Annotated in this window: 14 protein-coding genes and 2 pseudogenes; 10 read left to right on the plus strand and 6 right to left on the minus strand. The window is 71.6% G+C overall.

The window, feature by feature from the left end; translation table 11 throughout:
* Nucleotides 1–63 precede the first annotated feature (63 nt).
* The 5 genes and pseudogenes from GA0115240_RS38730 to GA0115240_RS28270 form a co-directional block, all read left to right on the plus strand.
* Nucleotides 64–2,724, plus strand: a pseudogene (locus tag GA0115240_RS38730) (amino acid adenylation domain-containing protein); the annotation flags it as partial.
* Between the two features lie 82 nt (nucleotides 2,725–2,806).
* Nucleotides 2,807–9,412, plus strand: coding sequence for an SDR family NAD(P)-dependent oxidoreductase (locus GA0115240_RS28255; protein WP_256070040.1), 6,606 nt, complete (start codon nucleotides 2,807–2,809; stop codon nucleotides 9,410–9,412).
* Between the two features lie 65 nt (nucleotides 9,413–9,477).
* The gene (locus GA0115240_RS28260; protein ID WP_093740984.1) at nucleotides 9,478–10,350 is read left to right on the plus strand and encodes a TauD/TfdA dioxygenase family protein; all 873 of its coding nucleotides are present in this window, start codon (nucleotides 9,478–9,480) and stop codon (nucleotides 10,348–10,350) included.
* A 79-nt stretch (nucleotides 10,351–10,429) separates the two neighbouring features.
* Nucleotides 10,430–10,894, plus strand: a complete 465-nt coding sequence (locus GA0115240_RS28265; RefSeq protein ID WP_093740986.1) for a hypothetical protein — start codon at nucleotides 10,430–10,432, stop codon at nucleotides 10,892–10,894.
* Nucleotides 10,891–12,732: a GMC family oxidoreductase gene (locus tag GA0115240_RS28270; protein ID WP_093740987.1), complete on the plus strand. Its 1,842-nt coding sequence runs from the start codon at nucleotides 10,891–10,893 to the stop codon at nucleotides 12,730–12,732. The genes GA0115240_RS28265 and GA0115240_RS28270 overlap by 4 nt, the downstream gene beginning before the upstream one ends.
* Nucleotides 12,733–13,085: 353 nt before the next feature.
* Here GA0115240_RS28270 and GA0115240_RS28275 read toward each other — a convergent pair whose 3' ends face one another.
* Nucleotides 13,086–13,466, minus strand: coding sequence for a DUF6221 family protein (locus GA0115240_RS28275; protein ID WP_093740988.1), 381 nt, complete (start codon nucleotides 13,464–13,466; stop codon nucleotides 13,086–13,088).
* Between the two features lie 95 nt (nucleotides 13,467–13,561).
* Between GA0115240_RS28275 and GA0115240_RS39430 the strand changes: the two are divergent.
* The 5 genes and pseudogenes from GA0115240_RS39430 to GA0115240_RS28290 all read left to right on the plus strand — a co-directional run.
* Nucleotides 13,562–13,687: pseudogene (locus tag GA0115240_RS39430) on the plus strand (IS5/IS1182 family transposase); the annotation flags it as partial.
* 489 nt (nucleotides 13,688–14,176) lie between these two features.
* Nucleotides 14,177–16,945 carry an AMP-binding protein gene (locus GA0115240_RS28280; protein WP_237555274.1) on the plus strand — a complete coding sequence of 923 codons (2,769 nt, stop codon included), beginning with the start codon at nucleotides 14,177–14,179 and terminating at the stop codon, nucleotides 16,943–16,945.
* 56 nt (nucleotides 16,946–17,001) lie between these two features.
* On the plus strand, nucleotides 17,002–17,397 hold the full coding sequence (locus GA0115240_RS28285; protein ID WP_093740991.1) for a RidA family protein: 396 nt from the start codon (nucleotides 17,002–17,004) through the stop codon (nucleotides 17,395–17,397).
* A 92-nt stretch (nucleotides 17,398–17,489) separates the two neighbouring features.
* Nucleotides 17,490–17,786 (plus strand): hypothetical protein, encoded by a 297-nt coding sequence (locus GA0115240_RS38735; RefSeq protein WP_237555270.1) that lies wholly within the window; start codon nucleotides 17,490–17,492, stop codon nucleotides 17,784–17,786.
* Nucleotides 17,690–18,370 carry an alpha/beta fold hydrolase gene (locus GA0115240_RS28290; protein ID WP_237555275.1) on the plus strand — a complete coding sequence of 227 codons (681 nt, stop codon included), beginning with the start codon at nucleotides 17,690–17,692 and terminating at the stop codon, nucleotides 18,368–18,370. Before GA0115240_RS38735 ends, GA0115240_RS28290 begins: the two co-directional genes overlap by 97 nt.
* A gap of 339 nt (nucleotides 18,371–18,709) precedes the next feature.
* Here GA0115240_RS28290 and GA0115240_RS28295 read toward each other — a convergent pair whose 3' ends face one another.
* The 5 genes from GA0115240_RS28295 to GA0115240_RS28315 all read right to left on the minus strand — a co-directional run.
* A complete protein-coding gene (locus GA0115240_RS28295) occupies nucleotides 18,710–19,366 on the minus strand; it encodes a TetR/AcrR family transcriptional regulator (RefSeq protein ID WP_202451829.1) in 657 nt (218 codons plus the stop codon).
* A 188-nt stretch (nucleotides 19,367–19,554) separates the two neighbouring features.
* Nucleotides 19,555–21,594 (minus strand): ricin-type beta-trefoil lectin domain protein, encoded by a 2,040-nt coding sequence (locus tag GA0115240_RS35840; RefSeq protein WP_107407224.1) that lies wholly within the window; start codon nucleotides 21,592–21,594, stop codon nucleotides 19,555–19,557.
* A gap of 135 nt (nucleotides 21,595–21,729) precedes the next feature.
* Entirely contained in the window at nucleotides 21,730–23,175 is a 1,446-nt protein-coding gene (locus GA0115240_RS38740) for a glycoside hydrolase family 76 protein (protein WP_093740995.1), read from the minus strand.
* Nucleotides 23,176–23,308: 133 nt separating this feature from the next.
* Nucleotides 23,309–23,443: an RICIN domain-containing protein gene (locus tag GA0115240_RS28310; protein ID WP_256070041.1), complete on the minus strand. Its 135-nt coding sequence runs from the start codon at nucleotides 23,441–23,443 to the stop codon at nucleotides 23,309–23,311.
* Between the two features lie 160 nt (nucleotides 23,444–23,603).
* The coding region (locus GA0115240_RS28315) for a ricin-type beta-trefoil lectin domain protein (RefSeq protein WP_176725193.1) at nucleotides 23,604–25,149 on the minus strand (1,546 nt) is incomplete at its 5' end.

Consider the following 25,149-nt stretch of genomic DNA (forward strand, 5'->3'; position numbering starts at 1 on the left):
GACTCCGACGAGACCCCCGAAGCTCCCGGCGCCGGGAACCCGGGCTCCCCGGACGGCCTGGCGATGCGGATACACCACCAGGCCCTGCGCGGACCGCGGGCCCCCGCCCTCGCCGACGGCGACGTGCGGCTGGACTACGCATCGCTCGACGCCGCGGCCGCCGCCGTGGCGCAGGCGCTGCGCCGCAGCGGCGTCGCCCCGGGGCAGGCGGTGGCGGTGGCGCTGCCGCGTTCGTGGCGGCTGGTCTGCGTCATGCTCGGCATCCTCCGGCTGGGCGCCCTGGTAGTACCCCTGGACGTCCAGAGCCCCGCGGAGCGCCGCCGCTACATCCTGGAGGACTCCGCGGCGGTGGCGCTGGTGCACGGCTCCGACGCGACGGCCACGGAACTCCCGCGGGATGTTCGGGCGCTGGTCATGGACAGTGTGCTCTCGCGGGTCCCGGAAGAGGGCGCGGCCACGCAGCCGCCGTCCGCCGCGGGCGAGGTGTCCTTCGTGTTCTACACTTCCGGAACGAGCGGACGTCCCAAGGGCGTTGAGGTGCGCGAGGCCGGAGTGCTGCGGCTGGCGCAGCCCGGCTACATCCGCATCGAGCCCGGCATGCGCTTTGCCTGCCTGTCCAACCCGGCCTTCGACGCGCTGAGTTTCGAGGTCTGGGTACCGCTGCTGACCGGCGGCTGCTGCGTGATCCTGCGCGATGTGGACGTGCAGACACCCGAGTTGCTCAACGCGGCGCTGCGACGGGAGCGGATAGACACCCTCTTCGTCACGGCCGCGCTGTTCAACGCGGTGACCACCGCCGTGCCGGACTGCTTCGCCACGGTCGGCCAGGTCCTGGCGGGCGGAGAGCAGCTCAACGCCTCGGTGATCCGGCGCTGGTACCGGCACAACACCGGCAGCCGCACCCAGCTGTTCAACGTCTACGGCCCGACGGAGACCACCACCTTCGCGCTCTGCCACGCGATTCCGCGGGACTTCGACGGCGAGGTGGTGCCGATCGGCCGGCCCCTGCCGCGCACGGCCGCGATCCTGGTCGTGCCGGGCCGCGAGCGCGTCGCCGCGCCCGGAGAGGTCGCCGAACTGCTCTTGAGCGGGGACGGGTTGGCGGCCGGATACCGCGACCTTCCCGAGGAGACACGGCGGCGCTTCGTGCGCGTGCCCTGGCTCGACGGCGGCCGGGAGGCGTACTACCGCACCGGCGACCTGGTCCGGAGCGACAGCGAGGGCCGGCTGGAGTACGTCGGGCGGACCGACCGCCAGGTCAAGGTCCGCGGCTTCCGGATCGAGCCCGGCGAGGTGGAGCGGCACGTCCTCGCGCACCCGGCGGTCCTGCAGTCGTACGTCTGTACACGCCGCCTCGGCGAGGAGGGGCCGAACGAGTTGCTGGCGTTCGTCGTCCTCCGCCAGGACCTGACCTACGAGGAGTTCACCGGCCACCTGGCGAACCGCCTGCCCACGTACATGCGCCCGCACCACATCCATCTGGTCGGGGAACTGCCGCTCACCGCTAACGGCAAGGTCGACCAGGCATCGCTCCTTGAGCGGGCCGGCCGGCCCTGGCGCCCGGCCCGGCCCGCCGGTCCGCCCGCGACCCGACGGCAGCGCGAGGTGCTCGAGTTGGCCGAGCAGGTCCTGCAGACCACCGGCCTCCGGCTCGCCGACCGGTGGATCGCCTGCGGCGGGGACTCGCTGAAGGCCCTGCGGCTCCGCTTCGAGATCCGGCGGCGGTGGGGCCGCGAGGTACCGCAGGCGAGCGTCCTCCATGGGGATCTCGCAGCGGTCGCCCAGGCCGTCACCGCGGCCGGCCGGGGCGCCGGGAGCGGGTATCCGGTGCCGGGGGTCGCCGGTGCCCGAGTCGGGCCCGCCACCAGCGAGCAGCAGCGGCTGTGGCTCGTGCACCACCGCGCGCCCGGCTCACGTGCGTACTCCGTGAACCAGGCGTTCCGGATCGAGGGGCCTGTCGACCCCGCCGCCCTCCGGGGCGCGTTGCGGAATCTGGTGCGGCGCCATGTGGCACTTCGGACGGGCTTCGAGACCGGGCCGGAGGGCCTTCGTCAGGTCGTGGGCGACCCGTACGAACCCTGGCACGACCCCGGTGACGCGCGGCCACGGGACGAAGCGGGAGCACGGGCCTTCGCCGAAGGCTTCTTCGCCGAGCCGTTCGACCTGACGGTGCCGCGCATGCTCCGGGCTTGCTGGCTGCCCGGCGAGGACGGCGCTGACGGCGCTGACGGCGCTGACGGCGCTGACGGCGGAACGCTTCTGCTGCACCTGCACCACATCGCCGTCGACGGCTGGTCGATGACCCTCCTGCTGCGGGACCTGTCCGCCGCCTACGCCGGCGCCATCACCGCCGACCGGCCCGGGACCGCGCCGACCCCGCTGGACGTCGCCGACTGGCAGGCCGACTGGTTCGCCACCCCGGCCTACCGCGCCCGGCGCGACCAACTCCTGGCGTACTACCGCGGACTGGAGGAGCCCCGGGAACCGCTCCCCGTCGAGGACGACGGTCCGGCACCGCGGCCGCGGCTGCTCCACACCTCACTGGACGTCGTGCGCCGTGCCCGCTTGGACCACGTCTGCGCCGAGCTCGGGCTGACCCGCTTCCAGGTGCTGTTGGGCGCCTTCGCCTGGAGCCTGTACGGCGTGACCGGCCTCGTGCGTCCACGCGTCGCCGCCCCGGTGGCGGGCCGCCCGGTACGCGAGTTCGAGGACAGCGTCGGCATGATGGCGAACACGGTGCTGCTGCCCGTGGCCGTCGCGCCCGACGAGGAACTGCGCTCGCAACTGGCCCTCGATGGGGGCCGGTGTGGGAGAGGTGCTGGAACGTCAGGACGTGGCGCTCACGGACGTGCTGACCGGCTGGGACTCGGCGGGCGACACCCCCTTCGACGTCCTCTTCGTCCTGGAGAACACCGACTTCGGCGCGCTGCGGCTCCCCGGTTGCTCGCACCGGCCCCTGTGGTGGGCCGCGTCGGAGGCCAAGTGCCCCCTGACGGTCTCGGTGATCGACCACGCCGACGGCCTCGACCTGGTGTGGGAGTACACGCAGGACGCTCTCGCCGACGAGGCCGTCGAGGCCATGGCCGAACTGCTGCGGCGCGGCGTGGACGCGCTCGTGTCCGGCGGGCGGCGGACCCCGCGGGAACTGGTCGCGCCGTACCGGAAGTCGTTGCCGGAGCACGGCCGCGGCGGCGACCCGGAACCCGGCTTCACCACGGTCGCCGAGGGCTTCGCCCGGCAGGCCGCCCGCATCCCGGACACCCCCGCCCTGGTGGCGGCCGACGGAAGCACCATGAGCTACGCGGTGCTCGACGCCCACGCCGCGGCGCTCGCCGCCGAACTGGCCGCCCGGTACGCGATTCCGGCGGACGGCGGACCCTGCCAGGTGGCCTTGTACCTGGACCCGTCCGTCGAGCATGTGGCGGCCCTGCTGGCGCTCGCACGGCTGAACCTCACCGCCGTTCCACTCGACCCGTCCTATCCGCCCGCCGTGCTGCGCGGCGTTCTGGAGCGGGTCGATCCGCTGTGCGTGCTGGTCATGCCCGGCAGCTCGCCGGCACTGGACCTGCTGCTCCCCGACGGCGTCGTACGCCACCCGGTCGTCCTGACGGGCGCCGCGCCACCGCCCGCACCGCCCGCGGTTCCGTCGCACGAGGGACGTGTGCACGAGGGCGCCCGGCCGCTGTACACGCTGTTCACCTCCGGCTCCACCGGCGTGCCCAAGGGCGTCCGGATCTTCGACCGCACGCTGTGCGACCTGCTGCGATGGCAGGCCGGTCCGGGCGGCTTGGGCGCCCCGGCGGCCACCCAGCAGTTCTCGATGCTCTCGTTCGACGTGTCGTTCCAGGAGATCTTCGGGACGCTTTGCGGCGGCGGCACCCTTCACCTCGTGCGTCCCGAATGGCGCCAGGACGCCCCCGCGCTCCTGGAACGGCTGGAGTCGGCGGGGACCGAGCGGATCTTCATGCCCTATGTGGCGCTGCAACTACTGGCCGAATACGGGGTCCGGCTGGGCGTTTTCCCGTCCCGGCTGCGTGAAGTAATCACCGCCGGCGAGCAGTTGGTGTGCACCGACACGATCCGCCGCTGGTTCGCCCAGCTGCCCGGCGCACGTCTGTTCAACCACTACGGGCCGACCGAGACACACGTGGTGAGCGCCCTGTGCCTGGCCGCCGATCCACACCGGTGGCCCGAGCGCCCCGCCATCGGCCTCCCGGTGGCGGGCGCCCTGCTGCGCGTGGTGGACGCTCTCGGCGACCCCGTACCGCCGGGGTGCACCGGGGAGTTGCTGATCGGCGGCACGATGACCACGCGCTGCTACCTCGACGACGCCGTGCCCGGCGACCCCGTGTCCAGCGACCCCGTTCCCGACGACGAACGCTTCGTCGACGTGCCCGGCGAGGGCCTGTTCTACCGCAGTGGGGACCGCGCCCGGTTCGACCGCCGCGGGCTGCTGCACTATGTGGGCCGGGACGACCAGCAGATCAAGCTGAGCGGGCACCGGCTGGAACTCGGGTCGGTCGAGACGGCGTTGCTGCGCCATCCGGCGGTGGTGAACGCAGTTGTGACGCATGTCGACGGCCGGTTGACCGCCTGCCTCGAGTGCCGCGACGAGACCCCCTCCGCGGACGACCTGACGGCCCACCTGTCCGCGCTGCTGCCCGCCCACATCCGCGTGCACCGCTTTCTGCGGCTTGACGAGTTGCCGCGCACCCCCAGCGGCAAACTGGACCGCAGGGCGGCATCCCGGGCACGGGGCGAGGAGATACCCCGTTCCGCCGTCGCCCGCACCGGGCTGACGCGGGCGGAAGAACAGCTCACCGCCGCGTTCGAGACGGTCACCGGAGCGAGGATCGGACCGGACCAGACCTTCTTCGAGGCCGGCGCCTCCAGCCTCGCCCTGATGCGGTTCCACCTGCGCTGCACCACGGAACTCGGCCTGCGCTTCGGCGTCACCGACCTGTTCGAACACGTCACGATCCGCGCTCTCGCCCGCCATCTCGCCGCGGACGGCTCTCCCGGTACCGGGACAGCGCACACGCGGGCCGCCGTATCGGGTGGCGCACCGGACACCGACGACCCCATCGCCGTCATCGGCATGTCGGTCCGCCTGCCCGGCGCCGGTGACCTGGCCGCCTTCTGGGACCTGGTGCTCTCGGGCGGCACCGGCATCCGCCATTTCGACGCGCCGGAGGGGATCGTCGGGGCGCACAGCATGCTCGACGGCCCACTCGAGTTCGACCCGGGCCACTTCGGCATCAGTCCCCATGAGGCCCGCTTGATGGACCCGCAGCAGCGTCACCTGCTGATGGCATCCGTGCAGGCCCTGGCGCACGCCGGGCTGGCGGATCCGCCGGCCGCCCGGGTGGGACTGGTGGCGAGCGCGGGGGAGAACACCTATTTCCAGGCCATGCTCCGTGAGGCCGATCCCGGTTCGCTGCCCGACGGCTTCCAGCTCGCCCTGCACCACGAGAAGGACTTCCTCGCCACCAAGGCCGCCTACCACCTGGGCCTGACCGGTCCGGCCTTCAGCGTGCAGGCGGCGTGCTCCGGTTCGCTGGTCGCCGTCCATCTGGCGGCGGGCATGCTGCGGCAGGGCGACGCCGAAGTGATGCTCGCCGCAGGAGTGCTCGTCGACCCCGGACTGTCCGCCGGCTACCGGTACCGCCCGCAGCACATCTTTTCCGTGGACGGCGCCTGCCGGTCCTTCAGCGACGACGCGACCGGAACGATCGGCGCGAGCGGCGTGGGGGTCGTGGTCCTCAAACCGCTGCGGCGGGCGCGGCGCGACGGCGACACGGTCTACGCGGTGATCAGCGGCTCCGCAGTCAACAACGACGGTTCGGCCAAGATGAGTTACAGCGCCCCGTCCCTGGCCGGACAGCGCGAGGTGATCCGCACAGCCCTCGCCCGGGCCGGACGTACCGGCGCGGACCTCGGCTACGTGGAAGCGCACGGCACCGGCACCCGGCTGGGCGACCCCATCGAGGTCGGCGCGCTCCGCGAGGCGTTCGGGGTGGCCGAGTCCGGTCGCTGCGCGCTGACCTCCGTCAAGAGCCAGCTCGGGCACATGGGCGCGGCCGCCGGCGTGGTGGGGCTCGTCCGTGCCGTCCTGTCCGTGCACCACGGGACCCTGCCGCCCAACATCGGCTTCCGCTCCCTCAATCCCGAGATCGGCCCCGACCCCACGCCCTTCTACGTCCCCACCCGGGCCGCGCCCTGGCCGGACGGACGAGAGCGGGTGGCCGCGGTCAGCAGCTTCGGCATCGGCGGCACCAACGCCCACGTGATCGTGGAACGCGCCGCCACCCCCGACACGCCCGGCGCCTCCGACATCGCCAGGGCCGGCGGGGTGCCGCGATGCCTGGTGCTCTCCGCCACCAGTACGGACGCGCTGCGCGCCGACGCCGCCCGGATCGCCGACTACCTCCGGTCCCGGCCCGGACGTTACGACGAGGTACTCCGTCACCTGCAGGCCGGTCGTCCGGCCCGCGGCCTGCGGGTCGCGGCGTCGTGTCCGGACGCCGCCTCCGCGGAGCACTGGCTGCGCGCGGTGGCCTCGGGAGACGTCCCGCACGGCGCCGCGGACCGGGACGCCCCACCGGTTCCCGCAACGGGGCGCGCGGCGCAGCGACTCGCCGAGGACTGGACCGCGGGGCGGCCCTTCGACTGGCCCGCGGGCCCCGCGCCGGCGCCGTGGGACTTCCCACCCCCGTCCTTCGCGCTGGCGGAGTACGACTTCGAGCGGGCGGCCGGGGCCTCCACGACGGGGCCCTCGCGGCTCCCGGCGGGCGAATGGCTGCACCAGCCGCACTGGGTCCGGCTGCGTCGCGCGGCCACCACCCACGCCGTCCGGCCGGACCGCCGTGCCGCCGTCGTGGTGATCGTGAGTGCGGAGCCCTTGCCGCCGGCGGCGTACACCCCCTTTGAAGCCATGGCCCCTCGTGTGGTTCGGGTGCACACGGCCGATGCCTTCGCCCGCAGGGGGCACGACGTCTTCGAGGCTGATCCCGCCGATCCGGAGTCCCTGCGCCAGGTGCTCGACGCCCTGGCACCGGAGGGCCCCGGCGCAGGCATGGACGGCGTCGAGTGGGTGCACGCGCTGCCGCTGTCCGTGGCGGGCCCGGTCGGCCCCGGCACGCTGGAACGCGCCCGCCACGCCTGCCTGGACACCACCGCGGCCCTCGCCCAGGCACTGTCCGGCCGGACCGGATCCCCCCGGGTCTGGTGGCTGTCCTACGGTGCCCGGCCCGTGACCGGGCCGGTCGACCGACCGGAGCTGGGGCTCCTGGCCGGACCGGTCGAGGTCGCCCCGCAGGAAGGCGTCCTGGACGGCCACTGGCTGGACCTCCCCGACGCCGAACTCAGCAACTGGGCGGGGCACGTGGCCTCGGTCGTCGGCGGTGCGGAGCAGCCGTGTGCGGCCGGTTCCGGCGGCCCGGCCCCGCACCGGCAGCTCGCGCTCCGGCAGGGCTACTGGTGGCGGCCGGGCAGCACGCCGGTGACCGCGCGGGAGGCCGAACCCATGGCGCTGCCTGGGAGCGAGGGGGTTCACCTGGTGCTGGGCGGCACGGGCGGCATCGGCCGCGCCATCGCCGCCTGGCTGCTGGAGCACACCGGCGGCCGTGTCCTGCTGCTGTCGCGCACGTCCGACCTGCCGGTGGAACTGACCCGCTGGGCCGACCGCGTCGCCCTCGTCGCGGCGGACCTGGCGACAACGCCGGCGCACCAGATACTGACCGCGGTCGCCGGACACACCGCACGGCTGGACGGTGTGATCCACGCGGCCGGGGTGGGATTCGGTGGCCTCCTGGTGCAGCGCCGGGCCGCCGCGATGCGTGAGGCCGCTGCCGCACGGGAGAACGGCGCGCTCGTCGTCGAGCAGGCGATCCAGAGGTACCGTCCGGCGTTCGCGGTGTACTGCTCGTCCATGTCAGCGCTGCTCGGCGGCGTCGGGCAGTACGACTACGCGGCCGGCGCGGGCCTTCTCGACGGCTTCGCGCAGTACCGTGGCGACGAGGCGGAGAGCACGGCGCGGATCGGCATCAACTGGGACGCGTGGCGCGAGACCGGGATGGCGACCCGCGTGCCGGCTGCGGACAGCAGGCACCAGGCGCACCTGGAGGTCGGTCTGACCGTGCGCGAGGGCACAGAGGTCTTCGCCCGTGCCCTCTCCCTCCAACTCCCGCAGGTGTTCGTCTCCACCACCGGCATCGAGGCGTCCCGCGCCTTCTACGCCCCCGCCGTCCGGAACCGGGCGCAGCCGGCCCCCCTGCCGGAGCGACCCGGCGCGATGGCCGGCGCCCGCGGCACGGCCGGCGCCGGCGACACCGGCGACACCGGCGACACCGGGGATACCGAGGGCCGGGCCCGGCTCGTCGGCCGGTGGCTCCGTGAGTCGCTCGGCGTCGAGCACCTGGACCCCGACGACCTGCTGTACGACCTCGGTGCCGACTCGCTCACGCTGCTGGACCTGATCACGAAGGTCGACGAGGCCTTCGGGGTCGAACTCGACCTGGCCTCGTTCAGCCACCGGGTCAACCTCACCGAGATCCTGAAACACCTCCAGGGAGCCCTCGCCCTGGCCGAACCCGCCCCGGGGACCGCACGTCACGCCGCCGTCCCGGGCGCGCCCGGGGCGGCGCTCGACGTCTGGCAGGAGGGCACCGGCCCGGCCGTCCTGTGCCTGGTGCATCCGGTGGGCGGCGACGTGCAGGCATACCGGTCGCTGGTGGCGTCGCTCGGGCCCGCGCCGACCGTCTGCCTGATCGCCGATCCGGCGCTGCGCGATCCCACCGCCCCGCAGTGGTCCCTGGCCGAACGCGCACGGCACTACGACACGGCACTGCGGTCCCGGTTCGGCGGCCCCGAGAGCCGCCTGCGGCTCGGCGGATGGTCCTTCGGCGCCAGGGTGGCCATGGAGATGGCCGGTCTCGCCGAAGCCGCCGGGCAGCCGGTCGACGCGCTCTACCTCCTCGATCCGCCGCCACCGGAAGCGGGCGCTCTGGTCTCCGCGTACGACGAGACCCACCTCGAGGCCGTCTTCGCCGCCGAACTCGACAGCGGCGGCCAGGCGGCGTCACGCGCGCACGGGCGGGCCTACGCCGAACGGCTCGCCCACTGCTGCCGGGCCAACCTGCGCGGCATGGCCGGGCACCGGGTGCGTCCGCTCATCTCGACCCCCACCGTCGTCTGGTGGGCCGAGCAGCCCTCACCCGGCCTGCCCGCTCCCGTCGATCCGCGGGAGACGGCCCGCCAGTGGGACGCCTGCCTGCCGCCCGCCTCCTCGCGGCGGTGGCTGCCCACCGGCCACTACGGCGTCGTCGCGCCACCCCACGTGCACACGGTGGCCGAGGCCATCAGAACAGCGCTGCCGGATCCGGTCGCCGGATCCCGGCGCGGCGACCGCTGAGGGCCGCGGCACACACAGCCCGCATCCGGCCCTCGCCGGCTGCCGGACAGACCAAGGAGGAACGCATGGAGCAGTACGAGCTCGAAGCACTCGAAGCGGTGACGACGCGACCCGCACACCCGTACAGAACCCTCGCGGTTCAGCGGATCACCCCGGTCCTCGGGGCGGAGGTCTCGGGCGTCGACCTGTCGAAGGAACTGACGACCGAGCAGTGGGAAGAGGTGAGGATCGCCTTCCGCGATCACCACGTGCTGGTCTTCCGCGACCAGGCGCTCACTGCCGACGACCACATGCGCTTCGCCGGCGGCTTCGGCGAGTTGCGGCCGGTGGACCCGCCGCCGGCCCAGGGCGACCCCCACATCCTGGAGATCCGCACGAGCGCGGCGGCGGCGAACGTGGCCGGGAACGGCTGGCACACCGACGGCAGTGCCGACGCCGAGCCGTCGCTGGGGTCGATGCTCTACATCACGGAGGTTCCGGAGCCCGGCTGCGGCGGCGACACCATGTTCGCCAACATGCACCTCGCGTACGAGATGCTGTCCCCGGCCATGCGCTCGCTGCTGGACCCGCTGACCGCGATCCATGACGGTGCGCAGGCGTTCCAGGGCTACACCCTGCCCGAGGGCTACGTGGTGCCCAGGAGCGAACACCCGCTCATCGCGAGGCATCCCGAGACCGACCGCAAGCTGCTGTACGCCAACAGGGCCTATACCTCCCGTATCCCGCAGCTGTCACCCCAGGAGAGCCGGGCGCTGCTCGACATGCTCTTCGAGGTGACCGCGGGCCGGCCGGTCCTCCACTGCCGTGTCCACTGGACCCCCGGCACCCTGGTGTTCTGGGACAACCGCTGCGTTCAGCACCACGCGATCTACGACTACTACCCGTACACGCGGTACGGGCAGCGGATCGCCATCAACGGCGGTGCCGTGAAGGGCTGACGGCCTGGCAGGCGGGATGAGCCGACCGCCGCGCGGAACCCCGAACTCGTCCGACCCCACAGGAAAAAGGATCGAGAGTATGGAACTCCACCAGTTCGCCGCCCTGTCGGCGAATCTGACCGGCTTCGACTGCAGGGACCTGCACGAGACCGGCATGATGCACACGTACCGGCAGGTCGTCGCGGACCGGGCGGGGGCCGAGCGGCTCGACCGGCTCGCCGCCTCGGTGACGGGGGCCGCCGACGGCACGCCGCGCTTTGAGGACGACTCCGCCCGGGAGCTGGCGCGGGCGATCACCCACCTCTGGTACGTCGGCACGTGGCCCGGCCTGCCGCACCCGCCGTCCCCGGACAACGGAGCGCCGGCGCCGCAGGCCGGGCCGTACGTGGTCTCGTCCCTGGCCTACGAACAGGGCCTCGTATGGCGTGCGTTCGGCGGGAACGCGCCCGGCACGGCGGCGCAGGGTCACGGGAGCTGGGCCGACGCGCCATCCGCGGCAGCGCATGCGGCAGCACATGACACCGGGTCGGAGGTCGCGCGATGAGCGGTCCGGAGAGCCGGAGGTGGGACGCGGTCGTGGTCGGTGGGGGCTTCGCCGGTTCCCTGGTGGCCAAGTGCCTGGGCGACCACGGCTGGCGGGTCCTGGTGCTGGAGGCCGGGCACGGCGCGCCCGGTCCGGAAGGGGGGCACGCGGAGGCGGTCGAGGCGTACCGCACGGCGTTGCTCAAGGTGCCCAACTCGCCCTACCGGACGAGCACCGCGGCGCCGTCGCCGGCCATGTCCGACGTCGGCGAGTACTTCGTGCAGAACGGTCCGCTCCCGTACGGCAGCGGATACCTGCGGGCCAACGGCGGCACGGGACTCGCCTGGACCGGACTCGCGCCCCGGATGCACCCGGAGGACTTCCGCGCCGGCGACTTCGGGCAGGGGCGGAACTGGCCTGTCGGCTATGACGACCTGGAACCGTACTACCGCGCGGCCGAGCGGGAGATCGGGGTGGCCGGGGACGCGGAGGAGCAGCGGGCGGAAGTCGGCCTGCCGTTCCCGGAGGGCTACCGATTCCCCATGCGGGCCATCCCGCAGAGCTACCTGGACCAGGTGATGACGAAGTCCCTGGACGGGGGGACCGTGCGAGATCCCGGGGCGGACGATCCGGTCCGGCTGCGCGTCGTCACGACACCGCACGCCCGCAACGGACTGCCCCATCCCTCGTACGACGACGGCGCCGGCTATCGGCCCGCGCCGGCGCCGGGGCAGCCGGACCGGGGAACGCTGTGCCAGGGCCACGCGAGTTGCGTACCGATCTGCCCGTCCCAGGCGAAGTACACCCCCCTCAAGACCCAGGCCCGCTGGGGCTCGTCCGTCACCCTCGTCACCCGGGCGGTCGTCACGCGGGTCCGGATCGGCGCCGACGGGCGGGCGGACGGTGTCGAGTACCGGTCCTATCGCGAGGACACCGCCGAAGCCGTGACCCACAGCGTCGACGCGGACCTCGTGGTCCTGGCCGCGCACGCGATCGAGAACGCCAAGCTCCTCCTGGTCTCCGGGGCCGCCAACAGCAGCGACCAGGTCGGCCGCAACCTGATGGACCATCCGGTCCTGCTGACGTGGGGCCTCATGCCCCAGCAGGTCGGCGCCTACCGCGGACCCGGATCGACCTCCGGTCTTGAGGGTTTCCGCTTCGGCACCGCGCGGTCCCGGCGCGCCCCGTTCCGCGTGGAGATCGGCAACTGGGGCTGGACCTGGGCCGAGGGGCCGCCCGACCGGCGGGTCGCCGAATTGCTGAGCAGCGGAGGGTCCGACGGCCGCGGCATCCTCGGGACGGACCTGCGGCGGGCGCTCGGCGATCGGATCGGACGTGAATTCGCCTTCCAGTTCGAGATGGAACAGGAGGCGGACCCGGCGAACCGCGTGACCGTCGACCCTCGCCACCGCGACACGCTGGGCACCCCGCGGCCGGTCATCCACTACGACCTGTCCGACTACGTCAAACGCGGCATCGCCGCCGCGAAGGCCGTTTCCGACCAGCTCTTCGAGCTGCTGGGCGCGGAGGACCACACACGCTTCGAACCGGGGCCGGACTGGCCCGGCTACTACGAGTTCGAAGGCCGCCCCTACGCCTACCGGGCGGCCGGGCACGGGGCCGGAACCCACATCATGGGCGACATACCGCTTACCTCTGTCGTCGACGCGTGGCAACGCTGCTGGGACCATCCCAACCTGTACGCCGTCGGGTGCGGCAGCATGCCCACGGTGGCCACGTCCAACCCCTCACTGACCATGGCGGCGCTCGCCCTGCGCAGCAGTGAGGAGATGCACCGTGACCTGCTCGGCCGGCGCCGCATCGCCTCCGCCGGGCACCCCGCACCACCCACCTCGTAACCCTGCGTTCCCGTGGCCCACCGCAGCCCTCGCCGCCACCCTCACCGCCTTGTAGGCACCCGACAAGGGGAGGAAGGAGCAGGAACACCCGGCGCGCGCGGGCGGGCTTGTGCTCCCCCACGTCACGCCCCTAGCGCACCTAATACCGCCGGCGGTGCGTGGCAGTCCCTCGGCATGCACCGATGTCGATGTCAGCCGTTGATGTCGCCTGCGGCTTGTTGCGTACGAACTTGGGAGAGCCAAGCGACCTGCGCGTTCAGCAGAGGTACCAGGGTTGACCAGCTACGAGGCGGTCACCGTTGGTCGTTGCCGGTGAGCCCTGCCTAAGCGTTGTCCCGTAAACGATCTACGTCTCAGGGGCGTCGCGGGTAGTCAGGGTGATCGGCGTAAGGTGACGCGAGATCGAGCAGGTCATCGCATGGCCAGGTCTCGCCGTCGTACTGGCAGTCATCGCTGTTGTCCCACGGTAGTTCAGGGTCGCCCGTGGCAGGACTGAGGACATGGCGGGCGAGCACTCGTCGCTTGGCCTCGACCTCCCGCAGGATGCGAGCCGGGTCATGCAGCGCGACGTGTAGGGCGATCGTGGGATGGAAGCCGGAGAGTTCGCCTTGGCAGAAGTCGACCGTGTGCCCGGTAGCGGTCCACTCCCCGCAGTCATCACCGTCGCAGCGTCGGGCCAGGTCGGCCTCTTCGTCCAGCCGTATGTGGAGGAACGTCACCAGGTCTTGACTCATGAGGTCATCCTGGATGATGCGCCAGGCCCGGTCGCCTGATTTCCATACTGTGGGCAGGACCTGGTCTGCCAGGCCGACAGTGGAATGATCTTGCCGTGGCTGGTGTGATCACGGCGTCGGAGCCGTCTTGGATAGCCCCGTTCACGGGACTTTGCGGATGGCCCACCTGCTGGAAGTGGCGACCGGGTTCCGCTCCGGTGACCCGTTCCCCTCGGGCCTGGGTGAGCCGAGAAGCGAGTAGGACCCGGCGACGACGACGTCGGCCTGCTGTGCGGCGGCTCATCGAGGACGGCTGCACTGAGGCGATCCTCACCGGGCAGGAACGCCTCACCCCGGAATTGCTCGCGAAGACCCCTATCCACCTGGGCAACCTCGGACGACCTCGACCCCGGTGAGGTCCCCGCGCGGAGTTGCCCAGGTCCGCCGCGAGCGCCTGCACGACGCGCTGGTAGTCCGCCGACAACGCCGACCAGGCAAGGCCCCACGCCACACCGGCACCTGCGACCTCGCCTTGGCCCATCCCCGGGCGCTGGCACATCCGCGCCCAACAGGTCTGAAGCGACCTCTGTATCAGCGGTGCCGGCGCCGGGAGCCAGGACCGCGTCGACCCGCCTGTCGGCAGCCGTTCACTCCTGCCATTCCTGCTCGGCACGGCCAGCTCGGCCTGAATCCGATCGGCCTCCTCCCGCAGCCGGTCACCGAGGTCCACACTGCCACGGTGCGGCCGCGCCGGGGCGGCCTACGTGCCCATCGACAACCGGGCCCCCGGCGCGCGCCGCGACTTCATCCTCGCCGAGACCGGTGCCCGCCTCCTGGTCACCCACTCCGGCAGCGCCGCTCCCGCCTCCCCGCCGCGTCTCGATGCCGACCTGGTGCCCGCGCCATCGGGCGGGCCGACAGGCCCGCTCGACGGCGCGGGCACCGCGGACGCCCTGATGTACGTCCTCTACACCTCGGGCACCACAGGCGAGCCCAAGGGCGTCATGGTCCCGCATGCCGGGGTGTCCAACCTGCTCGCCTGGATGGTCCATGAGTACGGCCTGGACGCGTCGGACCGCATCCTGCAGAAGACGCCGTACACCTTCGACGCCTCGGTGTGGGAGCTGTTCGCCCCGCTCGTGGCCGGCGGCACCGTGGTGATGGCCCGGCCGGGCGACGAACGCGAACCGCGCCGCCTCGCCGAGACCGCGCCCGCCGAGCGGATCACGGGCATTCAGCTGGTGCCGACGATGCTGCGCCACCTGCTGGCCGAGCCCGCTCTCGCCGGGTGCGGCGCACTGCGCCAGGTGTTCACCGGCGGCGAGGCACTCACGCCCGCTCTGCGGGACGCCTTCTTCGAACGGCTCTCCTTACCCCTGCACAATCTCTACGGTGCCACGGAGACGAGCATCCAAGTGCTCACCCATACCTGTCTCCCACGGCCCGAGCTGGAGGGCGAGGAACTGGCCGGGCTGTTTCTGAACACTGTGCCCGTGCGGGCCGCGGCGACGGCCGACGAGTGGGCGGAGCTGTTCGCCGGGATCTTCCGATCGGAGCAGGGGCTGATGGCACGGCGGCGCTACCCGTTGGCGGACATCCTCAGTCTGGCCGGGCGCGGCGAGTTGTTCGACACGGTCTTCAACTACACCGATTTCCACGTCTACCGGGACGCCTCGCACGCGCCGGTGCGGATCACTGGTGCCCGGTATTTCGAGATGACGAGCTTCCCCTTCGTGGTCCATGTGCACCGCGACCACTTCGCCGGCCGTACCTCGCTCACCGTGAACCACGACCCCGCAGCGGTGTCCGAAGAGGCCGTCGTTGCTTACCTGGAGGCGTACACCGAGGCGCTGGCTTCGGCGGCCGCAGGCTTGCGGCCGGGGGGCCCGCGGCCGACGGGCGCCGGGAGCGGCGAGCTGGAAGAGCGGCTCGCCGAGACCGTAGGAGGCTCGCTCACCAGTGGCCCGATCGGTCCCGATGAGGACTACTTCGCCCACGGCCTCGACTCCATCTCCGCCATCCGAGTGGTGGCGCGTATCAAGCGGCAGGGCATCCCGATCACCCTTCAGGACGTGTTCGCGCACCGTACCGTGCGGTCACTGGCGGCCGCGCTGACGGCCGGGACGCGCGAGGCGGTCAGCCGGGAAACCGCCGGCGAGGCCGTGGCCGGCCCGGCCGCAGAAGTCCTCCCGCCCGGCGCGGAGGACGCCTGTCCGGCGACCGCGCTGCAGCTGGAGATGATCCGGCGACACGAAGCCGACCCCCGGCAGGCGGTCTATCACGACGTGTTCGCCTACCGGCTGGCCGTCCCGCTGCGCGAGCAGCGACTGCGCGAGGTGCTGGACACGCTCGTCGCCGCGCATCCGACGCTGCGCACCGCGTTCCTGACCGACGCCCGGCCGGTGCCGCTCCAGGTGGTGCACGCCCCGGCGCCTGCTTGGCTCGTGGTGCACGATCCCGGGTTCGGCGAACTCCCGGAGGCCGAAGCCGAAGCGAGGTTCGACGCCTGGTTCGAGGCCGAGAAGGCGTCGGGCTTCACCTGGTCCCGGCCGGAGCTGATGCGGTTCCACGCCCACCGGCAGGGGCCGGACGCCTTCACCCTCACGCTGAGCTTCCACCATTCCGTCATCGACGGCTGGAGCCTGTCGCGCCTGCTGGCCGAGTTCGTGCGGCTCTACACCGCCGGGGGGACGGTGCCAGCGCCGGTGCGCCCCCCAGCCGGTCCCCGGGAGTACGCGGCCACAGAAGTGGCTGCTCGGGCGGACGAGCGGTCGCGGCAGTTCTGGCTCGCAGAACTGCGCGGCGCCCCGGCGCCCGGCTTCCCGGCGCCCGCCGCGGACGGGAAGGTGCGAAACCGGTGGAGCGAGGCCGCGATCGAGGTGGATGCAGCCACGGGACGGGGACTGGCCGCGCTGGCCCACCGCGCCGGGGTACCGCTCAAGCACATGCTGCTCGCTGCCCACTTGGGAGTGCTGCGCGGGCTCGAGCGGCGGCCGGACCTCCTCACCGCCGTATTCAGCGGCGGCCGCCCGGAGGTCGAGGGCGCCGAGGACATGATCGGCATGTTCCTCAACTTCCTCCCGCTGCGGGTCCGGTTGGAGGAACGCCCGCAGTGGCAGACGCTGGCGGCCCAGGTGTTCGAGGCGGAGCGCCGGGCCCTGCCGCACCGCCGCTTCCCGGTCGCCGAGCTGTACGCGCCGGACGGCCCGGCAGCTCCTCGTACCGCCTTCAACTTCACGCGCTTCGAGGCGTACGGCGACCTGGCCGCCGACGGGACAGCGGACGGGATGCGGGTGCTGGCTGGAATCCGCTGGTTCGAGCACACCCATTTCGCGCTGCTCGCCAATGTCGGACACGATCTGCGGCAGAAACGGCTGATCATCACGCTCAACGCGGACGGGCGCGTACTGCCCCCGGACGCGGTGCGCGAGATCGGCCGAGCGTGGCAGGACGTGCTCTCCGACATCGCGGCCGAGAGCGGCGCGTACCACGGCTCCTGACAGCGGCGGCCCGCCGGTCCCCGGCGGGCCGCTCCCCGAAGAAAGGAAGCAATCCCTTGGCCATCCACCGCAACCCCGTGACCGTCCACCAGCCGGTGGCGGGCTACGACCACCAGATTGAGGTGGAGAACCCGGCCCGCTGGCTGGTGCTCTCCGGGCAGATCGGCATGCGCCTGGACGGCACCGTCGATGAGGAGCCCATCGAGCAGTTGCGCGTCGCGCTGGACAACCTCGGCCTCAACCTGGAGGCGGCCGGCCTCGGCGTCCGCGATCTGGTGAAGCTGACCTTCATCCTGGTCGGCGACATCGACCCGGGGCGGCGCCGAGACACCGTGGACGGCTGGCTCGGCGGCCACCGCCCGTGCACCACCCTCTTCTACGCCACCGGACTGGCCACCCCGACTCTGCGCGTGGAGATCGACGCCTGGGCCGCGGCGCCCGCAGCCGGCTGATCCCGCCAGGGGTGCCCGGGGCGCGGGAGCGGGCACACCCGCGCCTGGAATTCGCCCCCGGGTGCCCATCGAACACTCCGAAAGGTTCTGACATGACCGACACCGCACCCCTCACCGAGCCCCTCATCGGCACCCACCACCAGTCGGACGGGTACGACTCGCACTACCGCCACTGGGGCCCCGCCTCGGGCGAGGACGCCATCGTGCTGCTCCACGGCGGAATCAGCCACAGCGGCTGGCAGGGACCGCTCGCCGAGCGCGTCACCGCCACCTCCGACGCGGCGTCTACGCGCTGGACCGGCGTGGCTCGGGCCTCAACGCCCAGCGCGGGCACCTGCCCTCGGTCGACCGGGAGCTGGAGGACATCGCCTCCTTCCTGCGCTCGCTGACCGGCTCCTTCCGGCGGGTGCACCTGGCCGGCTGGTGCTTCGGCGGCCAGATCGCCTCCATCGCCGCCGCGCGCCTGGCCGGCCAGGGGGTCGTGGCAAGCCTGATCCTCGTCGCGCCGGGCTACGCCTTCACCGAGCGGTACGCGGACGTACTGCGGCTCTCCATGCAGGGCATCTTCTCGGCCCTGGACGCGCTGGAGATCAAGCCGGAGCCGGACCGCGCCTTCGTGCCCGTCCCGCTGCAGATCAGCGACTTCACCGACCGGCCCGACTGGCAGGAGTTCGTGGCCTCCGACACCCTGCGGCTGGAACGTGTCACCGCGACGACCGTGGACGTCTGGGACCAGCTGGCGGCCCTCTCGCGGGGCGGGGTCCTCTCGGAGCTGGGCGACATCCCCGTGCTGGCGGTCCTTGGCAGCCGGGACCGGCTGGTGGACAACGACCGCGTCGCGGCGATGCTGGCCGAGCAGGTCCGCGGCACCGCCCCGGTCGTGCACCGCCTGGACACCCACCACGCCGTGCAGTTCGAGGAGCCCGACGCGCTGGCCCGGCACATCACCGATTTCGTCACCGGCGCGCGCTGACCCGCGACCCGCAGCCAGTACCACCAGGCGCCGTCACCCGGTCCCGCCGTGGTGCCACCGGCCGGTGTTCACCCACGCCGACCTGGCGATCGAGGGGCGGACAAGCCGAGGCGGGACGGGGTCGAGCCGTCCTCGGGCACTGCTGTCGCCACCGGGCGAGGACACCTCCTCACGTTCACACACCTTTGCTCCGATGTCTGTTCAGTCGTGTTTGCTATGTCGCGCCATTGCGTTGACACGGCTCCCGGAACTGCCCTTTGCTGTGCGGGACCCACCCTCCGCCGGTTCAGCCGCAGCCGTCCCGTCCGTAACGTGGTGCACACGCTGAAGGCCGCATGTCTACAGGAAGGGAGTGAGCAGTGCTGTGGCGATGCCGGTCAGATGGTCGGCGAGGGCGCGGGCGTCGTCGGGCATGCCGTCGTCCAGCCATTCGATGATCACTTCTGAAAGGCCCGCCGCCAGCGCGACGACCGCGCGGTGGTGCCGGAGCGGGTCTCGGGGGTGGCGCTGCAGGGCCGTGCTGATGAACGCGCTGAACCGCCTGGCGTCCTCCCGTATGACCTCGCGGCGGTGCGGTTCCATCTGCGGGGCGCTGAGGTAGATGATGCGGGCCGACCGGGGGTCGGCGGCGAGCATGGTGGCCAAGGCGGTCATCATCGGGCTCAGCAGCGCCCTGAGGGTGGCGGGGTGCCGAGGGGCGGCGGCTTCGAGGCCGGCGAGCAGCCAGTCGTTCCGCTCCTTCTGCACCGCGACGAGCAGGGCGCTTCGGTCGGTGAAGTGCTCGTAGAAATAGCGTTTCGCCACTTTGGCGTGGGAACAGACATCGGCAACGGTGACGTCTTCGTAGGAGCGAGCCGCAAACAGTTCGAGTGCGGCCTGCATGAGGCGCCCGCGCCGGTCGGCCGCGCGTTCGTCCGGGGTCCGGCCGAGGTAGGTACCGCGCGTGGAGGTGGCGTGCGAAGCAAGCGCGGGGATTGTAGGGGCGGGTGCGTCCACGGCTGCATCGTATGCACAGGCGCCGAGCCGCTGGTGCGGGGGTGTCGGCTGACAGTGGCTTTCGCAGGAGGTGGCCCGGTAGCCCGTCGTGCCTGTGTGGGGGTGATGCGACCCGGGCCGGCCGTGCGTGAGGTGCGCGGCCGGCCCGGAAAAGGCCGTTCTGTCAGCCGAAGCTGGGTGCGCTCGGATCAGGGGATGGCCCAGTGCTGGTTGTTTCCGTTGTCGCAGGTCCAGATCAGCAGTTGGGTGCCGTTGGCGGTGTTGCCGCCGGGGTCGTCCAGGCATTTGCCGGAGGCGGGGTTGACCAGGGTGCCGTTGGTGACGGTCCACTGTTGGGCCCCGGTGCCGTTGCAGGTGTAGAGCTGCACCGGGGTGCCGTCGGCGGTGCCGGCCGCCTGGACGTCCAGGCAGGCGCCGTTGATGCGGATCGTGCCGTCGGCCTGGCGGGTCCAGGTCTGAGCGGGGGTGCTGTTGCAGTCCCACATCTGGACGTGCGTGCCGTTCGCGCTGGAACCGGCGTTGTCGTCGGCGCACTTGTTGCTGTTGACATCGGACAGGATGGTGCCGGTGGCCGGAGTCGGCTGGCTGCCGGTGAGGGTGATGTCCACCGTGTGCGTGCCGGTCAGCGACGCCGGCACGGAGTTCGCGGTGCTCGCGGCGCCGTCGAGCTTGAAGGAGCTGACCACGTTGCCCGCGCCGTGCAGCGCGATGGTCAAGGTGGCGCCCCGGTACTGCACACCGGACAAGGTGGCGTCTCCCCAGCCGGCCGGCAGGGTGGGCTTGAAGGTGATCCCACCGGTGGTGAAGTTCAGCCCGAACAGGTCGTTGTCGATCATCCGCAGGTACGCCGTCGCCGACCACGTCTGGTCCGGGGCGGCGCCCCAGTGGCCGCCGGTCTGCCAGCCGCCGTCCACTGCGCCGGTCTGGGCGTTGTAGATCTCGGCGAACTGGCCGCTGGTGTTGGCGAGCCGGGCGAGGTTCTGCACTTCGTTGGCGAAACGCGGCTGGTTGCCGGACTGCGCGGCGGCGTCGGCCCAGTACCCCTCGACCATCGGCCACACCACGACGTTGTGCCGTCCCGGCTGGGCGTCGCTGTAGCGGGCGTAGTTCGGGTAGGTGTCGACGATGCCATTGGGCTGCAGGTGGGCGTTGGCCAAGATGGACTGGGCCTGGGCGGGGCTGGCGATACCGAAGAGGATGGCGAAGGACAGGCCGGTGCCCTCCTCGGTCGGGTCGAGCTGGCCGGACAGGCTGTCGTTGCCGTGGACGAAGTAGCCGTACAGGCCCTTGCCGGCGTTCCACAGGTGGTTGTTGATCGCACTCTTCAGGCTGTCGGCCTGCGAGTTGAGGGCATTGACCTCGCTGGCGGACTTGCCCAGCGCCGCAGCCATCAGCGCGGCGCTGCGGTAGGCCTGGTAGTACACCGCGTTGGTGCTGAGCGTCATCATCGTGGACGTGGCCGCGTAGTCCCCGACGTAGCCGCCGTGGCTCTCGGTGGCGTCCGCGGGCGGGGCCGGATAGCCCGCGATCCCGTCGTTGAAGAAGGCCGGCCCCTGGAACAGGCCGTAGGAGGAGTTGTAGTTCGCGCTCTTGCGGGTGTTGAGGGTGTTGGTGGTCGCCTGGTAGGCGTTGGTCAGGAAGGACTGGTCGCCGGTGACCAGGTAGTGGTTCCAGGCGCCGATCGCCCAGACGACCTGGTCCCACTGCTCGTTGTCCTGCTGCACGATGAGCTGCCCGTTGGACTGCTTGACCACCGCCGACCACAGGGTGTTCGCAGCCTGCTTCGGTTCCAGCAGGCTGGCCGCGTTCCAGGAGTTGACCGCCGCGTCCCGCGTCCACGGCTGTGCGTAACCGCCGCCGGCCCGGATGAACGTCTGCGGGTTGCTGGTCATCAGCCCGGAGGAGTTGTAGACCGACGGGTCGTACGACACCGTGTTGGTGTCCAGCAGGTTCGTCAGCGCCTTGGTGTAGGCCGCGCCCAGCGTCGACTGTGTGGTCCCGTTGGCGAATGTCAGGGTCGGGCGAGGAGCACCCGTCGCGGCCGCCGCGGTGGCCCCCGGATGCCCCACGCCGGACACGCCCGCTGCTGCCAGGGCCAGCGCGCCGAGGCCGACCAGCAGACGTGAGCGACGCCGCGGAACACCGGACACCGGGATGCGGCCGCCGTACCCTTCGGGCTTGGTGGGCTTCGGCCCCGAAGGTGGTTGTGGGTGGTGACGTCTGATCATGTACGACTCTCCGATGAGAACGTTGTCGGTCTCGGGTCTCGGGTCACGGCACGAAGTGCCGAGGTCGGTCGGTCTCGGCTTCCAGCAGATGTCGGCGACGGGAGCGGAAGCGAGACCGTCGAGCGGGGCGGCGGGTCAGGCCCGGCTCCACTTCTGGTTGGCGCCGCCGTTGCAGGTCCAGATCTCCAGCAGGGTGCCGTCGGTCGTGCCCTGGCCGGTGGCGTCCAGGCACTTGCCCGAGGCGGGGTTGACGACGGTGCCGTCCGGGTTCAGGGACCACTGCTGGGCGCCGGTGCCGTTGCAGTCGTAGATCTGTACCGGGGTGCCGTCGGCGGTGCCGGCCGAGCGGACGTCGAGGCACTTGGTGCCGTAGACGGTCAGTTGTCCCGAGGCGGTGGCCCAGGACTGGTTGGCTCCGCCGTTGCAGTCCCACAGCGCGACCTGCGTCCCACTGGTCTGAGCGGCGTTGGGGACGTCCACGCACCGGGAGGACTCCTGTCCGCGCAGGACGCCGGTTGTGGACTCTGTGCCGCTTCCCTGCGCGGCGACGAGCGCGGCTGCTGCGCTGGCCTGGCTGGTGGGGGTCCACTGGGCGAACGGGCCGACGAAGGAGTTGCCCTGCTGGCCGGAGCTGCTGGTGTCGTTGGTGATGATCGAGTTGGCGGTCGTGGTGAGGAAGGAGTCGTATTGGGTGGTCCTGGCCGCGGTGGCCAGGGCTCGCAGGTAGCGGGCGAAGATGCCCTTGAATGCCTGCCCGTCCCCCGTGCAGTTGGGTTCGCAGCCCTCGTACAGCACGCCGTTCTTGTTGAACCGCTGGGTGGCCGCGGTGGCGATCGACTCGGCCGTGGTCAGCAGGGAGGTGTCGCCGGTGGCGCGGGACTGCTCGATGAGGCCCTGGAGGATGACGCCCTGGTTGTAGGTGTAGTTCGCGGTGTTGAAGGTGCAGCCGGAGACGTTGATGCCGTCGCGGACGAGGTTGCCGTTGATCAGGCCCGAGTTCTTGAACCAGTTCCATTCGCTGGTCGCCCAGCCGCCGTAGGTGGTGTCGCCCGGGATGCGGTTGTGCAGTCCGGCACTGGCGGCGAGGAAGAGTTCATTGGCGATGGAGGCCTTGTACTGCTTGGCGGTGCTCCAGTAGACGCCGCCGCCACAGGCGCTGTCCCAGTAGTTGTGCATGTAGTTGGTGGTGGTCTTGGCCATGTTCAGGTAGTCGGTGTTGCCGGTGAGGTCGTAGGCCTGGAGCCACGCCAGGGCCCACCAGCCGGTGTCGTCGATGTAGTCGTTGGTGAAGTTGCTGTTCTTGGCGTACGCGCCGGTGATGGCGTAGTCGTAACTCCGGTCGCCGGTGGTCTGCTCGTAGGTCATCAGGGTGCTCAGCGACACCGCCGAGGTCCACCAACCGCCGGCGTCGATCCGGCCGCTGTTCGCGTCGTAGGACTTCATGAGGACGGCGATGCTGTTGGAAGCCGGCGTCGAAGCCGCCCGGGCGCCGCCGATGGTGTTCGAAGCCACCACCAGCAGCAGGCCCAGGAGCGGGACCACCGACCGGAGCAGCCATCTCTTCAGAGTGTTCGCGTTCATGTCGACTTCCACTTCGTGGGGGGATACAGGAATGTCGTCCGTCGGGCTTGCGGGGTGTGAGGGCGGCTGGCGCCCGGGCAGGTGGCGTCGGCGGCCGGCGGACCGGCCGGCCGTCGGCGTCCCGGGCAGCGCGTCAGCCGGGGAGGTTCCATTGCTGGTTGGCGCCGTTGTCGCAGTCCCAGATCTCCAGCGGGGTGCCGTCGGCGGAGTTGCCACCGGTGGCGTCCAGGCAGCTTCCCAGGACGCGCAGGCTGCTGTCGGACTGCACCGACCAGTACTGCGCGGCGTTGTCAGACAGGGCGTCGGGGGCCGTCGGCAGATGCGCGGGGCCGGAGGGCCGCCCGCGGCGGGCTCGGCCGCCATGTGGTGCCCGGCCGGGGCGGGTGCGGGCAGGGCACCCGCCCGGGCCGGGGTAGGAGGAGGACCGCTCAGCTGCCGGGCAGCTTCCATTGCTGGTTGCTGCCGCCGTTGCAGTCCCAGATGTCGAGCTGGGTGCCGTTGTCGGTGTCGAAACCGGGGATGTCGAGGCACCGTCCCGAGGCGGGGTTGACCAGCGTGCCGCCGGTGATCTGCCACTGCTGGTTGGCCCCGCCGTTGCAGTCCCACAGCTCGACGAGCGTGCCGTTGGCCGTGCTGCCCCCGCCGGTGATGTCCAAGCACTTACCCGACGCCTGGAGACTGCCGTTGCTGTAGGTCCAGTTCTGGGCCGGGGTGTTGTTGCAGTCCCATATGTCGGCCTTGGTGCCGTTGGCCGACGAACCGGTGTAGTCGTCCAGGCACTTCGTGCCGTTCAGACCCGAGGAGATGGGACCGGTCGGCGGCTGCGCGGTGCCGGTGCCCGGCGTGATCGACAGGTTGTCGAACTGGTCGGTGCGGTAGCCCTGGATGCCCAGCCCCGCCTGCCCGGACAGGAACGAGGAGTCGGTCACCGATCCGATCTGCTTGCCGTCCACCTTGGCGCTGATCGTCGTGCCCTGGAAAGTGAAGGACAGGTTGTGCCACGTCTGCGTGCCCAGCGCGGTCGTCGTCCCGGTGGCCAGCGTGTGGTTCGACCCGTCGGTGTACATCTTCTCGATCCACCACTGTCCGGTGTCCCGGATGCGGAAGTAGTACGCGTTCATGTGCGACTGCGGTCGCTGCTGGGTGTTGGCCCGTCCCAGCAGCTCCGTGGTGCCGGCGCTGCGCAGGTACACGTCGGAGCTGACGGTGTAGTTGGACCACGTGGTGTCACCGATCAGCGAATAGGTGTCGGAGTCGTCCTGCCACTCGATCGGCTTGACCGGTGCCATCTGCTGGAGGCACTGACCGGAGCGGCCCGAGCACGGCTGGGCCTCGAAGGCGCCCTGCATGTCGGACAGGTACGTCGCCTCCGAACCCGACGAGTAGCCGTCGAAGTTGTCGCTGTAGGGCAGGGCGAGCGCGTGCCCGGCAGGACCGGTCGCTGTTCCCTTGCCCTGCCCGGTGGTGGTGGTCACCGTGTATACGTAACCAGGCTGAAGTGTCAGGGAGTAGGAGCCGCCCGCAGGGGTGACGTCCTGGGTGTGGACGAAGTCCGTCGCCGCGCTGGGAGAGTTCACCCGGGTCGCCCACACGTGGGCGGTGCCGGTGGACAGGCCGCCCTGGACGTGCAGGTTCACCGTCTGCGCGGCGGTTGCGGTGGTGGTCTCCAGCACGGTGGAGTAGTCGCTGCCGTTCGGGGACTTGAGCGTGATGTAGGCGCCGTTGGACTCGGAGCCGCCGAGGTAGCCCGAGGCGGAGTCGATGAACTTCCAGCCGGGCTGGGCGAATTGGGTGACCTGCGCGGTCGCCCAGGTGTCCTCCCCCACGGAGTACGCCCCCGACCAGGGCGAAGGCGCGGTGAGCAGGCCCACGGTGCTGTAAGGCAGGTTGGGGTAGATCGCGGCGATGAGCGGCCAGTTGAGGTAGGCGGTCAGCTTGGCGTCGGTGTACCCGCGCACGATGGAGCGGATCAGT

The sequence above is a fragment of the Streptomyces sp. DvalAA-14 genome, from assembly GCF_900091855.1.
In the GTDB taxonomy this organism is placed as follows: Bacteria; Actinomycetota; Actinomycetes; order Streptomycetales; family Streptomycetaceae; genus Actinacidiphila.

Excerpts from the sequence above, each read along its gene's own strand:
- GA0115240_RS28260 (WP_093740984.1), top strand. The coding sequence starts at position 9,478 with ATGGAGCAGTACGAGCTCGAAGCACTCGAAGCGGTGACGACGCGACCC.
- GA0115240_RS28265 (WP_093740986.1), top strand. The coding sequence starts at position 10,430 with ATGGAACTCCACCAGTTCGCCGCCCTGTCGGCGAATCTGACCGGCTTC.
- GA0115240_RS28270 (WP_093740987.1), top strand. The coding sequence starts at position 10,891 with ATGAGCGGTCCGGAGAGCCGGAGGTGGGACGCGGTCGTGGTCGGTGGG.
- GA0115240_RS28275 (WP_093740988.1), bottom strand. The coding sequence starts at position 13,466 with ATGAGTCAAGACCTGGTGACGTTCCTCCACATACGGCTGGACGAAGAG.
- GA0115240_RS38735 (WP_237555270.1), top strand. The coding sequence starts at position 17,490 with ATGACCGACACCGCACCCCTCACCGAGCCCCTCATCGGCACCCACCAC.
- GA0115240_RS35840 (WP_107407224.1), bottom strand. The coding sequence starts at position 21,594 with ATGATCAGACGTCACCACCCACAACCACCTTCGGGGCCGAAGCCCACC.
- GA0115240_RS38740 (WP_093740995.1), bottom strand. The coding sequence starts at position 23,175 with ATGAACGCGAACACTCTGAAGAGATGGCTGCTCCGGTCGGTGGTCCCG.